The organism is Burkholderia sp. BCC1988 (assembly GCF_905339895.1).
Lineage (GTDB): Bacteria > Pseudomonadota > Gammaproteobacteria > Burkholderiales > Burkholderiaceae > Burkholderia.
Map to the genome: position 1 here is coordinate 315,254 of NZ_CAJPHA010000002.1, position 14,207 is coordinate 329,460.

At 69.6% G+C, this 14,207-nt stretch carries 15 protein-coding genes; 8 read left to right on the plus strand and 7 right to left on the minus strand.

The features are described from left to right. Positions 1 to 51: 51 nt before the first annotated feature. Positions 52 to 189: a hypothetical protein gene (locus tag U4012_RS04315; protein ID WP_321796452.1), complete on the minus strand. Its 138-nt coding sequence runs from the start codon at positions 187 to 189 to the stop codon at positions 52 to 54. Between the two features lie 367 nt (positions 190 to 556). Here U4012_RS04315 and U4012_RS04320 point away from each other — a divergent pair, with 367 nt between their 5' ends. Both U4012_RS04320 and U4012_RS04325 read left to right on the plus strand, forming a co-directional pair. Continuing rightward, positions 557 to 2,467, plus strand: a complete 1,911-nt coding sequence (locus U4012_RS04320; protein WP_321796454.1) for a DUF3857 and transglutaminase domain-containing protein — start codon at positions 557 to 559, stop codon at positions 2,465 to 2,467. A 76-nt stretch (positions 2,468 to 2,543) separates the two neighbouring features. Then, positions 2,544 to 2,711 carry a hypothetical protein gene (locus U4012_RS04325; protein WP_185500345.1) on the plus strand — a complete coding sequence of 56 codons (168 nt, stop codon included), beginning with the start codon at positions 2,544 to 2,546 and terminating at the stop codon, positions 2,709 to 2,711. A 93-nt stretch (positions 2,712 to 2,804) separates the two neighbouring features. On the opposite strand, the gene U4012_RS04330 is transcribed toward U4012_RS04325, so the two are convergent. Continuing rightward, positions 2,805 to 3,839, minus strand: coding sequence for an AraC family transcriptional regulator (locus U4012_RS04330; RefSeq protein WP_257771008.1), 1,035 nt, complete (start codon positions 3,837 to 3,839; stop codon positions 2,805 to 2,807). Between the two features lie 70 nt (positions 3,840 to 3,909). Between U4012_RS04330 and U4012_RS04335 the strand changes: the two genes are divergently transcribed. Both U4012_RS04335 and U4012_RS04340 read left to right on the plus strand, forming a co-directional pair. Next, a complete protein-coding gene (locus U4012_RS04335) occupies positions 3,910 to 5,121 on the plus strand; it encodes an MFS transporter (RefSeq protein ID WP_321796459.1) in 1,212 nt (403 codons plus the stop codon). Positions 5,122 to 5,279: 158 nt separating this feature from the next. After that, the gene (locus tag U4012_RS04340; RefSeq protein WP_321796461.1) at positions 5,280 to 5,474 is read left to right on the plus strand and encodes a hypothetical protein; all 195 of its coding nucleotides are present in this window, start codon (positions 5,280 to 5,282) and stop codon (positions 5,472 to 5,474) included. Between the two features lie 18 nt (positions 5,475 to 5,492). Here U4012_RS04340 and U4012_RS04345 read toward each other — a convergent pair whose 3' ends face one another. Continuing rightward, the gene (locus U4012_RS04345; protein WP_321796463.1) at positions 5,493 to 5,960 is read right to left on the minus strand and encodes a MarR family transcriptional regulator; all 468 of its coding nucleotides are present in this window, start codon (positions 5,958 to 5,960) and stop codon (positions 5,493 to 5,495) included. Between the two features lie 82 nt (positions 5,961 to 6,042). Between U4012_RS04345 and U4012_RS04350 the strand changes: the two genes are divergently transcribed. Both U4012_RS04350 and U4012_RS04355 read left to right on the plus strand, forming a co-directional pair. Then, positions 6,043 to 6,411, plus strand: a complete 369-nt coding sequence (locus U4012_RS04350) for a hypothetical protein (RefSeq protein WP_321796465.1) — start codon at positions 6,043 to 6,045, stop codon at positions 6,409 to 6,411. Positions 6,412 to 6,586: 175 nt separating this feature from the next. Beyond that, the gene (locus U4012_RS04355) at positions 6,587 to 7,204 is read left to right on the plus strand and encodes a glutathione S-transferase family protein (RefSeq protein ID WP_321796467.1); all 618 of its coding nucleotides are present in this window, start codon (positions 6,587 to 6,589) and stop codon (positions 7,202 to 7,204) included. A gap of 64 nt (positions 7,205 to 7,268) precedes the next feature. On the opposite strand, the gene U4012_RS04360 is transcribed toward U4012_RS04355, so the two are convergent. From U4012_RS04360 to U4012_RS04375, 4 genes are all read right to left on the minus strand, one after another. Next, complete coding sequence (locus U4012_RS04360; protein ID WP_321796469.1) at positions 7,269 to 7,991, minus strand: HAD-IA family hydrolase; 723 nt, start codon at positions 7,989 to 7,991, stop codon at positions 7,269 to 7,271. Between the two features lie 29 nt (positions 7,992 to 8,020). Then, on the minus strand, positions 8,021 to 8,992 hold the full coding sequence (locus tag U4012_RS04365) for an ornithine cyclodeaminase family protein (RefSeq protein ID WP_321796656.1): 972 nt from the start codon (positions 8,990 to 8,992) through the stop codon (positions 8,021 to 8,023). Positions 8,993 to 9,167: 175 nt separating this feature from the next. Further along, on the minus strand, positions 9,168 to 10,301 hold the full coding sequence (locus U4012_RS04370) for a DSD1 family PLP-dependent enzyme (RefSeq protein ID WP_321796471.1): 1,134 nt from the start codon (positions 10,299 to 10,301) through the stop codon (positions 9,168 to 9,170). A 113-nt stretch (positions 10,302 to 10,414) separates the two neighbouring features. Further along, entirely contained in the window at positions 10,415 to 11,341 is a 927-nt protein-coding gene (locus U4012_RS04375; protein ID WP_321796473.1) for a LysR family transcriptional regulator, read from the minus strand. A gap of 436 nt (positions 11,342 to 11,777) precedes the next feature. Here U4012_RS04375 and U4012_RS04380 point away from each other — a divergent pair, with 436 nt between their 5' ends. Then, positions 11,778 to 12,368 (plus strand): DUF2760 domain-containing protein, encoded by a 591-nt coding sequence (locus U4012_RS04380; RefSeq protein ID WP_044845391.1) that lies wholly within the window; start codon positions 11,778 to 11,780, stop codon positions 12,366 to 12,368. Next, complete coding sequence (locus U4012_RS04385) at positions 12,365 to 14,206, plus strand: Hsp70 family protein (RefSeq protein ID WP_321796476.1); 1,842 nt, start codon at positions 12,365 to 12,367, stop codon at positions 14,204 to 14,206. Before U4012_RS04380 ends, U4012_RS04385 begins: the two co-directional genes overlap by 4 nt. Position 14,207: the final 1 nt, after the last annotated feature.

A 14,207-nucleotide genomic window follows, 5' to 3' on the forward strand; every position in this document is an offset into this window, starting at 1 on the left:
AACGCGCACGGCGCGGCGGAAACGGGGGCAAGAACGAAGGCCAGGCCGCGTTCACGTCAGCATCGGCATCGCTTCGATCAGCGCGATTCCGAGCCGCGCGCCGATCGCGGCGCCGACACGTTCAGGATGCCACCGTTCGAGATGCAGCGCACCGATCGGGATCACGCCCGGCAGCGCGAACGCGATCACGAGATAACCGATTTCGAATTCGTGTCGATCGGCACGATGTCTCCATCCCCATGTCGGCGTGTCGAATTCACCCGATCGTCATGCGTTTCAGCGACCTCGCACGCGCGCGTTACGCGCCCAAATAATATGTCGCGACATGACATAAATGGCGATCGCGCAGCCAGCAGGGCGCGAAAGTGCGACAGTCTGCCGGCGTGACGCATGCGCGCTTCCTCGTGCGCCCGGTGCATGGCGGCGCGGGCCGCCGCCCCGTGGCTTGACGCTCGCGGGCACGTCACCCACACTGGGTTGAACGACGGGGCGCGGCGCGCGCCAATGCGTGCCCGTTGCGTCCCGACCTGAACACGAACGCGCGGAGAGCTTCGACGTGGTGCGTTTTCCGTTCCGATCGACCGGCAGGCTGCCGGGTCGCGCCGCAACGCTCGCGGTTGCCGTGACCGCGATCGCGCTGGCGTTCGTGCGTCCCGCGTTCGCCGACGCGGGCGACGCCGCGCCCGTCACGCTCGTCAGCGACGTCCATGTATTCGTGATCCAGCACGACGGCTCGCTCGACGAGGACGACGATTCGACACTGCGCGCGAACGATGCGAACGGGATCGATGCGATCGCGCAGCGCTACGTGTGGTTCGACAAGAACCTCGAGAAGGTCGACCTGGTCGCGGCCGAGACGATCGATCGCGACGGTGTCGCGCATCCGGTCGGTCCGGAAGGCATCCGCGATGTGCAGGAGCCGCGCTCGGCCGGCGCGCCGACGTTCCAGGACGGGCTGCTGCGCGCCGTCGTGTTTCCCGGCGTCGAAGCCGGATCGAGCACGCGCATCGCGTTCCGCAAGTCGCGCACGAAGCCGGTCAACGCAGGTTACTTCGGCTACTACGTCGAACCGTCGCGCGAGCCGGTGGAGAACCAGCGGCTGATCTTCGACGTGCCGGCCGACATGCCGCTGCATGCGGACGCGCGCGGTTACGTCGCGCTGCCGCCGGTGACCGCGAACGGCCGCACGCGCTACGCATTCGAATACCGGCACGGTACGTACGACCGGATCGAGAGCGGCTCGGTCGGCTATCCGACCTACGGCGACCGGCTCGTGGTGTCCACGCTGCCCGACTACGCGGCGTTCGCCGCGCGCTACCGCAACGCGGCCGTCGACCCGGGCGCGAACGATCCGGCCGTCGTGCAACTGGCGCGCGCGCTCACCGCCGGCACCGCCGATCCGCGCGATCGCGCGCGCGTCCTGTACGACTGGGTGCAGGCGAACGTGCGTTACGTCGCGCTCTTTCTCGGCGAGACGGCCGCCGCGCCGCACCGCGTGACCGACATCCTGCGCAACCGCTACGGCGACTGCAAGGACCACGTCGCGCTGTTCGGCGCGTTGCTCGCGGCGGCCGGCATCCGCAGCGAAGCGGTGCTGATCAATCTCGGCTCCGTGTACACGCTGCCGTCGGTGCCCGGTTACGGCGGCGGCGCGATCAATCACGCGATCACGTGGCTGCCCGATCTCGGCGTCTACGCGGACACCACGACGGCCGGCATCGCGTTCGGCTACCTGCCGCCGATCGTGATGGACCGGCCGGCGCTGCTCGTCGACACCGGCGTGCTGTCGCGCACGCCGGCCACGCAGCCGAAGCACCGCGCCGCGCGCGTGGAGATCGATGCCGCGCAACCGGGCGCCGCGCGGTTTCATGCGCGCGTCGAGGACGACGGCTGGACCGCGGAACTCGAACGCACGCTGTTTCGCCGGGCGGCGCCCGACCGCATCCGGCAGCTCGCGAACGAACGCCTGCGGCAAAGCGGGCTGCGCGGCCGCGCGCAGATCGCGACGAGCGATCGCCGTGCGACGGACGGGCCGTTCGACGTCACGTATGCCGGCACGCTCGATCACTTCGTGTGGCCGGACGGCACGACCGCCGTGCCGGCGCTGTCGAGCCTCACGGGCGGCATCGCGACGCAGGTCGAGGGCTGGCTGGCCGAGCCCGTGCGCACGCAGCCGTGGGCATGCATCGGCGGCACGTTCGACGAGACCGGCCAGGTCGCGCTGCCGGCCGACGTCGCGGTGACCGACCTGCCGGCCGATACGGCCGTGCACGACCGTTTCGTCGAGTTCACGTCGCATTACGTATTCGATGCGGCCGCGCAGGTCGTGCAGGTCACGCGGAGGATGAAGGCCGAATTCGGCCGCCAGGTCTGCACGCCCGACGAGTTCACGGCACTGCGCGCGTCGCTCGAACGCATCGAACGCGACACGCAGGCGCAGATCGTCGTGCGGGCCAGGCAACGTTGAAGGTCGGGCGCGGCGCACGCGGCGCCCGGTGCAATCGCGCGTGCGGCCGAAGCCGGCCGGCGCGCAGGAGACGAACATGACGGAACGGGAACACGAGATCGCCGACCTGTCGAAGGAATTGCTGGGCCGGATCGTGCAGGGTGCGGTGACGAACGGCGCGCCGGTGGATGCGCAACAGTGCGCGGCGCTGGCCGTGAAGTGCGCGACGGCGCTGATCGACGAACTCGACGCGCGCAGCGGCTGAGCAGAATCGTCACGCGCGGCGGCCGATCGTGCGATGCCGGGGCGACCCGGCAGGCGTTCGCTGCGCCGTGCGTTGCGCGTGACGCGTTACACGTCACGCATCGGCGTGCGTGTCGCCTTCGGCACGCACCGCGCCCGGCGGCCGGCCGACCACGCGCTTGAACGCGCGGCTGAACGCGGCGAGCGACCCGTAGCCGAGCCGGTACGCCACCGCTTCGATCGTCTCGCCCTCGCGTGCGATCCACTGCGCGGCGAGCCGCATCCGCAACTCGGTCAGGTAACGCACCGGCGTCATCCCGGTGGCCGCGAGAAAGCGCTCGGCGAATACCGAGCGCGACACACCTGCTTCGGCGGCCAGTTCCGCGACGCTCCAGTTGCGCCCCGGATCGCGATGCAGCGCGACGATCGCGCGGCCGAGCTTCGGCTCGCGCAACGCCTGCACCCAGCCCGTCGCGTCGCCGCATCCGCACTCGACCCAGCCGCGCACGATGAACGCGGCGACCACGTCCGCGAGCCGCGCGAGGATGCCCGCGAAGCCCGCGCGCTCGGCGCACGATTCGCGCTCCATCGCGTCGAGCATCGGGCGGATTTCCGGGTAGCGCGCGAGCAGCGTGCCGACGTGCATGAATGCCGGCATCGTCCCGACGAGCGGCTGCATGCCGCCGAGATCGAGCTCCATGCACGCGCTGAAGATCAGCGCATCGCCGGCGGCCGGCTCCGTCGCGGCGCAGGTCGTCGCGCCCACCGACGCGACCGTGTCGCAGATCTTCGCGGCCGCGAAGCCGCCGATCTCGCGGCACGGCGCGTCCGGATCGGACACCAGCGCATGCGTGCGGCCGTGCGGCAGCAGGATCGCGTCGCCGGCCTCGAGCCGCACCGTCGTGCCGTCCGCGTCGCGCAGCAGCACGGGCCCGCGCCCGACGAAATGGAACTGCGCGCGGCCCGGCGCATGGCCGAAGCTCAGCCCGAACGGCCGCGGCACCTGGATCCGGCGGTACTGCACGCCGCTCAGGCGCATCCCCAGCAGCAACTCGCTGACGAGGTCGTGTACGTCGGGCACGGGGGGAAGCAAGGGCTCGGACATTGCGAGATTCGGACGATCGATCAACAAGAACGGATTGTATGTCATAGACCGTCCTGTCGCTGTTCCTTACGATACGCCCTCATCAGTACTTTCCCTAACCGACACGGAACCCCGCATGAATCCCGGAATCTCCTCGGCCGCTTCGACGGCGGCCCCCCGTGAACCGGCCTGGGGCGCGGTATTCGCGATGACGCTCGGCGTGTTCGGCCTCGTCACCGCCGAATTCCTGCCCGCGAGCCTGCTCACGCCGATGGCCGACAGCCTCGGCGTGACCGAAGGCGTGGCCGGCCAGGCCGTCACGGCCACCGCGACGGTCGCGCTCGTCACGAGCCTGCTGATCTCGGCGCTGACGCGCACGATCGACCGCCGGCGCGTGCTGCTCGCGTTCTCGGTGCTGCTCGTCGCGTCCAATCTCGCGGTCGCGTTCGCGCCCGACCTGACGACGCTGCTGATCGGCCGTGTCGTGCTCGGCGTCGCGCTCGGCGGTTTCTGGACGATGGCGACGGCCACCGCGATGCGGCTCGTGCCGACCGCGATGGTGCCGCGTGCGCTGTCGATCATCTTCAGCGGCGTGGCGGTCGCGACGATCGCGTCCGCGCCGATGGGCAGTTATTTCGGGCACCTGATCGGCTGGCGCAACGTGTTCCTGATCGCGGCCGGGCTCGGCGCGCTCGCGTTCGTGTCGCAGGTCATGACGCTGCCGTCGATGCCGCCGAGCGGCACCACGCGGCTGCGCACGCTCGTCGACGTGCTGCGCCGGCCGACCGTCGGCCTCGGGATGTTCGCGACGATCCTCGTGTTCACCGGGCATTTCGCGTTCTTCACGTATCTGCGGCCGTTCCTTGAACAGGTCGCGGGCGTCGGCGTGAACGGGCTGTCGGCGATCCTGCTCGGCTACGGGATCGCAAACTTCGTCGGCACGTCGCTCGCCGGGCGCGTGCTCGAGCACCGGCTGCGGCCGATGCTGATCGGGATGCCCGCGCTGATGGTCGTGCTCGGCGTCGCGCTCGTCGCGCTCGGCCGCGCGCCGATGATCGACGCGGTGCTCGTCGCGTTGTGGGGGATGGCGTTCGGCGGCGTGCCGGTCGCGTGGTCGACGTGGGTCACGCGCACCGTGCCCGACGAAGCCGAGAGCGCGGGCGGGCTGATCGTCGCGGCGATCCAGCTCGCGATCGCGACGGGCGCGGCGGCCGGCGGCGTCGTGTTCGACGCGAACGGCGCGGGCGGCGTGTTCCTGGGCGCGGCCGCGGTGCTGGCCGTCGCGGTCGCGACGATCGTGACCGGCGTGCCGAAGCGGGTCGGCGTGGCGCCGGCGTTGGCCGACTGACGGATTGCGGCACGCCGATGCGCGCGATCGCGCATCGGCTAGTGGCGCGGCGAGGTCGCGCACTAGCCGGCCCGAGTTATGCGGCGTGGCGTTGCCGAGTCGGTCGCGTCCGGCGGATAGCGGGACAGGACGCCGCCTGGGCGATGTGCGCCGCCGGCATGGCGGCGCGACACCCGAAGCGTGCTTTCGGCATCTGCTCGCTGTCGACGAAACCGCCGGAAACCTACGCACTGCGGCTCGCAACCGTCATCGACGGCGCGCTCAGCAGCGGGCAGGCACTGCATGCGCACGGGCCCGTGCGCTTCCTGCAGGAATGCGCGCAACTGCTGATGCCGAAGAAGGGCCGGAAGTGAATGACGTGACGCGCCGCTTCAGCCGCGCGTAGCCGGATCCTCCGACAGCGCGCGCAACTGGCCGCGCAACACATCGACTGCTTCCGGCGCGAACGGCCGTTCGATCTCGGTATGGGTCTGCTGCCAGAGCGGGAACGCTTCGGCCAGCAACTGATGACCGGCCGGCGTGAGTTCGAGCAGGCGGCTGCGCTTGTCGCCCGGATCCGTCGTGATCGTGAGCAGCCCGCGCCGCTCGAGCGGCTTGAGCGCGGCGGTCAGCGTGGTGCGATCCATCGCGAGCAATGACGCGACCGATTTCATCGCGGCCGGCTGCGGCCGGTTCAGCGACATCAGCAGCGAGAACTGGCCGTTGGTGAGATCCAGCGGACGCAGCACATCGTCGAAGATGCGCGCGAGATTGCGCGCCGCGCGCTGCATGTGCAGGCACAGGCAGCAATCGCGCACCATCAGCGTCGTTTCGAAAGGGAGCTTTTCTTTGCGTGCCATGTTGCAATTGTGTTGATATCAACCTATTGTGTCAAGGGCGAGGTGCGGCAGCCCGCCGTGCCCGCCATCGGACGGAGGAAGCATGAGTGCTCAACAGCAGTTGTATCTCGCGGTATTCCTCGGCAGCAAGGATAGCCCGGGGATGAAGGCGTGGATGGCGTTGCCGGAGGACGAGCGGCGCGCGCGGGAGCGCGAAGGGATCGCCGCGTGGCATGCGTGGGTCGAGCGGCATCGCGACGCGATCGTCGAGCCCGGCGGGCCGCTCGGCAAGACCAAGACGATCGGCAAGGGCGGCGTGACGGACACCGCCAATGCGATGAGCGGCTTCACGGTCGTGCGTGCCGCATCGCACGACGCGGCCGCCGCGCTGTTCGAGGGCCATCCGCATTTCACGCTGTTCCCGGGCGATGCGATCGACGTGATGCCGGTGCTCCCGGTACCCGGCATGTGAGCGGCGACAGGCGCTGCATGCGTGGGCGAAGCGGCCGAAGTGATCGAAGCGTTCGAAGCATTCACATCATTCGAAGCACTCGAAGCACTCGAAGCACTCGAAGCATTCGAAGCGGCCGATTGGCCGTCGCCTGCGCGCGGCGATTTTTCCCGACATTATCGATGGAGACATTGCGATGAAGCTTTACGGATTCGCCGGCACGCGCACGCAACGCGCGCTCTGGGGGCTCAAGGAACTGGACGCGGATTTCGAGTTCGTGTCGGTCAACCTGCTAAAAGGCGAGCACAAGCGGCCCGAATTCCTGCGCCTCAATCCGGCCGGAAAGGTGCCCGTGCTGGTGGACGGCGACCTCGTGATTCCCGAGTCGGCCGCGATCGTGCTGTATCTCGCGGACAAGTACCCGGAGAAGGCGCTGCTGCCCGTCGATCCCGCTTTGCGCGCGCAGGCCTATCGATGGGTCATGTTCGCGGTGACGGAGCTTGAGCAGCCGCTGTGGCGGATTACGCGCCATTCGTTCCTCTATCCGCCGGAAAAGCGCTCGCCGGCCGATATCGAGCTGGCACGCGAGGATTTCGCGACCATGGCCGCGATCCTCGACAGGCATCTCGAAGGGCGCGAATTCATCGTCGGCGACACGCTGACGGTGGCCGATTGCGTGACGGTCTACCTGATCGACTGGGCGAGCGAATGCCACCTGATCGAACCGTTCCCGCAATTGCGTGCGTACCTCGAGCGGCTTTATGCGCGGCCGAAGGCGCCGCAACGGATCGCGGACGCACGCAAGGCGGCGTGAAGCGGCGGTCGGTCATGTCGACGGGCGTGATCGACCGCGGCCGCGCGATCTTGCGGGCTTGCGGTTACGACACCGCATCAGGCGCACCCAGCGCGCGACACAGCACCGACAAGTCGCGAACGGTCAGATGCGGCGACGGGGCACGATGCGCAGCGTGCTCCGCTTGCGCCCCTGCGTGACGCACGACCCACGCTGCCTGAAGCCCCGCATTCAACGCGCCGACGATATCGAGGTGAAAGTCGTCGCCGACGTGCAGCAGCTCCGCCGCCGGCACGCCGAGCGTCGCGGCGGCTGCATGGAAGATTTCCGGCTCGGGCTTCGCGAACCCGAACGCACGCGCGCTGAGCGTTTCACGGAAGAACTCGCCGCCGCCGGTCAGTTGAAGGTCCGCATTGCCGTTCGTCACCGCGATCAGCGGAAACCGCGCGCTCAGCCACGCGAGCGCCGGCAATGCATCGTCGAAGAACTCGACCTGGTTTCGCGCCGAATAGAACACGTCGTAGGCGCGGTCGGTCAGTGAGACGTCTTCGTTCGCGCGCTGCAACGCCAGCCGGATCGATCCGATGCGCAACGCGCGATAGTCGCCGACGAGATCCGGCCGCGAGCGTTCGTATTCGTCGCGCAGTTGAGCCAGCGTCTGCGACGTAGGCAGCACGTTCGCGGTAACGGGTGCGTGCGCGATCAGCCACGCATGCAGCGACGCCTCGGCCCGTGCGACGGAAGGGCCGAACGGCCATAGCGTGTCGTCTAGATCGAACGAGATGGCGGAAACTTTGGATAGACGCATGGCGATGGAAGATATCACGCCGTTGCCGTTCACCACGGCCACGGGATCGAGCGTCCCGTGCCGCGCTCGACGGCCTGCCGATACAGGAAGCGCGCCACGGTCAGGTCCTGCAGCGCGAGCCCCGTCATGTCGAATACGGTGATCTCGCTCGGCGAGCGATCGACCGACACGGTCCCGGCGAGCACGTCGCCGATTTCGGTGCGCGGCAGATCGGGCGCCCATTGGCACTCGCCGATGCCGCGCGCCTGCTCGTGATCGTCCACGAAAATGCGCGCGCGCTGCAGCACGCCTTCGGGAAGCTCGCGCTTGCCCGCGGTGTCCGCGCCGACGCAGGTCAGGTGGGTGCCGGGCTGAACCGCGTCCGCATCGAACAGCGGGCCGCCGCCCGGCGTGGCCGTGATGACCACGTCGCTGTCGGCTACTGCATCGTTTCGGTCTCGTGCGACGCGGATGTCGCAGCGTTCGCGGAATGCCGATTCGAACACCGCGTCCGCTTCGCCGCGCGCGTTCACGTACTGCACCGCGCACCGTTGCGGCAGCAGCGTGAGCGCATGGTCGAGCTGGACGCGCGCCTGCACGCCGGTGCCGAACACGCAGATGCGCGTACTGTCGCGGCGGGCCAGCGCCTGCAGGCCCAGGCCGCCGGCCGCGCCGGTCCGGGCGGTGGTGATCGCGTTGCCGTCCATGATGCAGAGCGGGCGGCCGGTGGCCGGATCGAACAGCGCGATCGTCGCCTGGTGCGGCTCGCCGCCCCGGCTGCGATTGCCGGGCCAGAATCCGGCCGCCTTGAAACCGAGCAGATCCTGGCTCGCGACGTCGCCCGACTTGATGCCGAACACGCCGCCGGTATGCAGCTTCTCGCGCACGACCGGGAACACGCGGCCTGCGCGTTGGCTGTGCAGCACGAAGGCTTCGCGGACCGCCGCCATCACGTGTTCGGCTTGAAGGGCCGGTTCGACGACATCCCGGTCGAGAAGAAGGAGGTGGGCGTCTGTCGGCATGGTGGGGAGCCTGTGCAGGTGCAATGTGAATCGCGGCTTTATAGTTTGTATAGATTTGGACAAATAGTCAATGTCGGGAGGGCGGTCAGTCGGGCGCGCGCGGCGGCCGGTTGCGTCGCCGGACGTCGGCGTATCACTTCGCCGCACCGGCGAACGCCACCGCGCCGCCTCGTGCTTACCACCCGTAGAAGCGCGGCCAGTTCCGCACGGTGCCGTCATCGCCCACCGCGTGGTATTCCGGATGTTGCGCGCCGGTCGCGCACGCGTGGTTCGGCAGAATCCGCAAACGCGTCCCGATCGGAAACCGCTTCGCGATATCCGTGTCCGGCGTCCCGATGCGCGACACGATGCCGTGCTCCTGATTGGCCGCGCTCATCACGTATTCGCCGAGCACGTCGCCGTCTTCGCGACACACCTGCCCGTAGCCGAAATCCCGCGCCTGCCGCTGCGTGCCGCGATCGCGGCTCATCGCCATCCAGCCCGCGTCGACGATGACCCAGCCTTTTTCTTCCTGGTGCCCGATGACGGTGGTCAGCACCGACAGCGCGATGTCGGACAGCGCGCACACGCCGACGTTGTGCATCACGAGGTCGAACAGCACGTACACGCCCGCGCGGACTTCGGTCACGCCGTCGAGGCGCTCCGCGGACAGCGCGGTCGGCGTCGAACCGATGCTGACGACCGGGCAGGGCAGCCCGGCGGCCCTGAGGCGCTCCGCGGCGTGCACGGTCCGGCTGCGCTCCTGTTCGGCGATCGCGACCAGCGCGTCGCGGGTGTCGTATTCGTAGCTGGAGCCGGCGTGCGCGAGCACGCCGCCGAGCGTCATGCCGCCGTCGACCAGCGCGCGGCCGACGTCGATCAGCAGATCGTCGTCGGGGGCGATCCCCGAGCGATGGCCGTCGACATCGACCTCGATCCAGACTTCGAAGCGCTCGCCGTGCGCGCGCCCGAATTCGGCGATCGCGTGCGCGGCCGGCAGGCTGTCGGCGACGATCTTCAGGTCGCACCCCTGCCGGCGCAACGCGAGCGCCTGGCCGAGCTTCGCGGGAATCATGCCGACCGCGTAGACGATGTCGCGCACGCCGCCCGCGAAGAACTGCTCGGCTTCTTTCAGCGTCGACACCGTGATGCCTCGCGCACCGGCCGCGACCTGCGCGTCGACGACGTGCTGGCACTTGGTGGTCTTCACGTGCGGCCGGAACCGGACGCCGAGCGCGTCCAGATGCGCCTGCATGCGCGCGATGTTGTTACGCATGCGACCGACGTCGATCAATGCGGCGGGGGTGTTGAGAAGGAGGTGAGTGCCCATGATGCGTTGCCTCGGTGGATTGCCGACAGCGAACACAGTAGGGCGTTTGGCGCGCAGCGTGTTTAACGCGTGCCAAATCGAGCATTAAGCAGCATTTAATCCCGGGACCGCGCTCATGCCTTGCCGCGCCACGGCGGCGGAGCGAGGAATTGCGTCGCGGCTTCGAGGAAAACCCGCTGCCGCGCGGAGCGGCCCGTGCGTGACGGCAGCAGCGCGGTCACGGGCGCGGGCGGCAGATGCCAGTCGGGCAGCAGCCTGACCAGCTTGCCGTTCGCCAGCAGCGGCGCGACGTCCCACTCGGAGCGCTCGACGATGCCGAGCCCGGCCAGCGCCCAGTCGGTGATGACGGTGCCGTCGTTCGACGACAGCGCGCCCGTGACGCGAATCACCGCCGATCGTCTGGATTCACCCTTGCCGTCGCCGGCTTGCGAGAAGCGCCAGCGCGGCACGTCCTCGTCGTTCTCGCGCAGGCACAGGCAGTCGTAGCGCGCGAGGTCGGACGGATGGGCCAGTTGCTTGATGCGCCGCGCGTAACCGGGGCTCGCGCACAGGAAGCGCTCGTTGGGCGCGAGCGGATAGCCGATCCACGACGACGACTTCAGGCTGCCGACATGGATGACCACGTCGGCCCCCGACGCGCCGGTCAGCGGACTCTCCGACAGGTGCAGCGAGATTTCGAGCTTCGGATGCGCGCGTTGCACGTCGCGCACGATCCGCGCGACGTACTTGCGTCCGAAGCCGAACGGCGCGACGACGCGCAGCGTGCCCTGCACGTCGCCGTGATCGCCCGCGATGTTGTTCGGCAGCGCGTCCACGCGCTCGAGAATCTCCACGGCTTCCTGATAAAGCCGCTGACCTTCGTCGGTCAGCTCGATCCCTTTCGGCTGCCGCACGGCGAGCCGGACGTCCAGCCGCGCCTCCATCCGCTGCAGGCGGATCGTGACCGCGGGCGGGGTGAGGTCGAGCAGGCGCGCGGCGGATGCCAATGAACGCGACGCGCCGATCGCGCGCACGAGTCGAAGGTCGTCGAGGTCGAGCATTGCGTGTCCTTTAATGCTGGCGTTGCCGGGCATTAAACATCACATTGCATGAAGCATGTAGCGCTACGCCGCCGCGGTCCCCATGCGGGGGGCATGCGTTTCACGTCGCGCGCCCGAATTAGCGCGATTTCGGGTGAAGGCGGCACGCCGCCGCAAGCCGCGCTGACGCGCCGCAACATCGCGGCCGACGCCCGGCCGACACCCGATAGCCGGCAGTCCGATGCAATCCGGCGCCGCGCAAAACCCGCGCGTCGTTGTGTTCTGTCCCCCAACTTCTGCCCGGTTCGCCCGCCACAGGGCAAAATACGGGTTTTCCGCACCCGAGAGGGCGCGCCCGAATCGCGCGCCGGGCGGCGGCAGTGCGCAATCGCACGCCGCCGCCGGGCGCCCAGGCAAGCTGCTCGCCATGTCGCGAGCCCACAGGAGTCCAGACCCCATGCCCGAAACCAACCTGTCCTTCTTCGGCCGGCTATCGCTGGCCGTCGGCACGTTCTTCTCCGTGATCGGCAACCGCGAGTTCGCGGCCGGCGTGCTGCGCGTGCGCGACGGCGCCCCGGCACCGGTCGCGCCGGCGCCGGTTGCGCCGGCCCCCGCGGCGGCCCCGGCACCCGCGCCCGTGAAGGCGCCGGCCCCCGAGCTGCGCGAAGCGAGCCCGCAAGCCGCGCTGCAACTGCTCGGCCTGCTGCAGCGCGATGCGCGCTTCATCGATTTCGTCGAGGAAGACATCGCCGGCTATGCGGACGCCGACATCGGCGCCGCCGCCCGCCTCGTGCACGACGGCTGCCGCGCCGCGCTGCGCGAGCATTTCACGATCGTGCCGGTGCGCGATGAAGCCGAAGGCAGCCGCGTGACGCTGCCAGCCGGCTTCGACGCGACGGCCGTGCGCGTGACGGGCAACGTGGTCGGCGCCGCGCCGTTCACGGGCACGGTCAGCCACCGCGGCTGGCGCGTGGCCGACGTGCGCCTGCCGAAGCTGACCGGCAGCCACGACGCCTCGGTGGTCGCACCGGCGGAGGTGGAACTGTGAACGATCCGCGCTATTCGATCGGTATCGACCTCGGTACGACACACTGCGCGCTGTCGTACGTCGACAGCGCCGCGAGCGACGGCGAAACGATCGCGCAGCAGGTGCTGCCGATCGCGCAGCTGACCGCGCCCGGCGCGCTGGAGTCGCGCGACCTGCTGCCGTCGTTCCTCTATCTTCCGCATGAAAGCGAGCTGACGCAGGGCGACCTGACGCTGCCGTGGACGGCCTCGCGCGGCTTCGCGGTCGGCGAAATGGCGCGCACCCGCGGCGCGGGCACGCCGATCCGCCTCGTGTCGAGCGCGAAGAGCTGGCTGTGCCACCCGGGCGTGGATCGCCGCGCGGCGATCCTGCCGAGCGATGCGCCGCCCGAAGTGGCGCGCGTGTCGCCGCTGGAAAGCTCGATCCGCTACCTGACGCACCTGCGCGAAGCGTGGGACCACGCGCACCCCGACGCGCCGTTCGCCGACCAGGACGTGACGGTCACGATCCCCGCGTCGTTCGACCCTGCCGCGCGCGAGCTGACGGCGGAAGCCGCGCGTGCCGCCGGCTATTCGCGCATGACGCTGCTGGAAGAGCCGCAGGCGGCGCTCTACAGCTGGATCCAGAAGAGCGAAGGCGGCTGGCGCAAGCAGGTGCAGGTCGGCGACCTGATCCTGTGCGTGGACGTCGGCGGCGGCACCACCGACCTGTCGCTGATCGCGGTGGTCGAGCGCGACGGCAATCTCGAACTGCATCGCGTGGCGGTCGGCGAGCACATCCTGCTCGGCGGCGACAACATGGACCTCGCGCTCGCGCACGTGGTCGCGCGCAAGCTCGCGCAGCAGGGCACGCAGGCCGATCCGTGGCAACTGCGCGCGCTGACCTACGCGTGCCGCTCGGCGAAGGAAACCCTGCTGTCCGACCCGACGACCGACGCGGTGCCGCTCGTCGTGCCGAGCCGCGGCTCGAAGCTGATCGGCGGCTCGATCCGCACGGAACTGACGCGCGCGGAACTCACGCAGACGATCCTCGAAGGTTTCTTCCCGCAAGTCGACGCGGCCGCGCGCCCGGTGAGCCGCGCGCGCGTCGGCCTGACGCAGCTCGGCCTGCCGTATGCGCAGGACGCGGGCATCACGCGCCACCTCGCGGCGTTCCTCGGCCGCCAGGTCGCGGCGCTCGACGCGCTCGAAGGCGTGCAGCGTACGCTGCCGCAAGGTGCGACGTTCCTGCATCCGACCGCGGTGCTGTTCAACGGCGGCGTGTTCAAGTCGCCGCTGCTCACGCAGCGCGTGCTCGATACGCTCAATAGCTGGCTCGCCGCCGAAGGCGCGCCGGCCGCGCGCCTGCTCGAAGGCGCGGACCTCGATCTGGCGGTCGCGCGTGGCGCGGCGTATTACGGCTACGTGAAGCGCGGCCGCGGCGTGCGCATTCGCGGCGGCACGGCGCGTGCGTACTACGTCGCGATCGAGTCGGCGATGCCCGCGGTGCCGGGGCTGGAGCCGCCGGTGCAGGCGCTCTGCGTCGCGCCGTTCGGGATGGAGGAAGGCTCGGATGCGGCGTTGCCGCCGCAGGAGTTCGGCCTCGTCGTCGGCGAACCGGTGCAGTTCCGCTTCTTCGGGTCGTCGGTGCGTCGTCAGGACCAGGTCGGCACGCTGCTCGACTACTGGTCGCCGGAAGAGCTGCAGGAACTCGAGGAAATCCAGGCCACGCTGCCCGCCGAAGGGCGCACGGTCGGCGAGGTCGTGCCGGTGAAGCTGCATGCGCGCGTGACCGAAGCCGGCACGCTCGAGCTCGAGGCGATTCCGAGCGGCACGAACGAGCGCTGGAAGGTCGAGTTCGACGTGCGCGGCGCCGCCTGAG

What these genes read in the sequence shown, in the direction of transcription:
- U4012_RS04325 (WP_185500345.1), top strand. Translation starts at nt 2,544, where the DNA reads ATGACGGAACGGGAACACGAGATCGCCGACCTGTCGAAGGAATTGCTG.
- U4012_RS04330 (WP_257771008.1), bottom strand. Translation starts at nt 3,839, where the DNA reads ATGACATACAATCCGTTCTTGTTGATCGATCGTCCGAATCTCGCAATG.
- U4012_RS04335 (WP_321796459.1), top strand. Translation starts at nt 3,910, where the DNA reads ATGAATCCCGGAATCTCCTCGGCCGCTTCGACGGCGGCCCCCCGTGAA.
- U4012_RS04340 (WP_321796461.1), top strand. Translation starts at nt 5,280, where the DNA reads ATGGCGGCGCGACACCCGAAGCGTGCTTTCGGCATCTGCTCGCTGTCG.
- U4012_RS04345 (WP_321796463.1), bottom strand. Translation starts at nt 5,960, where the DNA reads ATGGCACGCAAAGAAAAGCTCCCTTTCGAAACGACGCTGATGGTGCGC.
- U4012_RS04350 (WP_321796465.1), top strand. Translation starts at nt 6,043, where the DNA reads ATGAGTGCTCAACAGCAGTTGTATCTCGCGGTATTCCTCGGCAGCAAG.
- U4012_RS04355 (WP_321796467.1), top strand. Translation starts at nt 6,587, where the DNA reads ATGAAGCTTTACGGATTCGCCGGCACGCGCACGCAACGCGCGCTCTGG.
- U4012_RS04360 (WP_321796469.1), bottom strand. Translation starts at nt 7,991, where the DNA reads ATGCGTCTATCCAAAGTTTCCGCCATCTCGTTCGATCTAGACGACACG.
- U4012_RS04365 (WP_321796656.1), bottom strand. Translation starts at nt 8,992, where the DNA reads ATGCCGACAGACGCCCACCTCCTTCTTCTCGACCGGGATGTCGTCGAA.
- U4012_RS04370 (WP_321796471.1), bottom strand. Translation starts at nt 10,301, where the DNA reads ATGGGCACTCACCTCCTTCTCAACACCCCCGCCGCATTGATCGACGTC.
- U4012_RS04375 (WP_321796473.1), bottom strand. Translation starts at nt 11,341, where the DNA reads ATGCTCGACCTCGACGACCTTCGACTCGTGCGCGCGATCGGCGCGTCG.
- U4012_RS04380 (WP_044845391.1), top strand. Translation starts at nt 11,778, where the DNA reads ATGCCCGAAACCAACCTGTCCTTCTTCGGCCGGCTATCGCTGGCCGTC.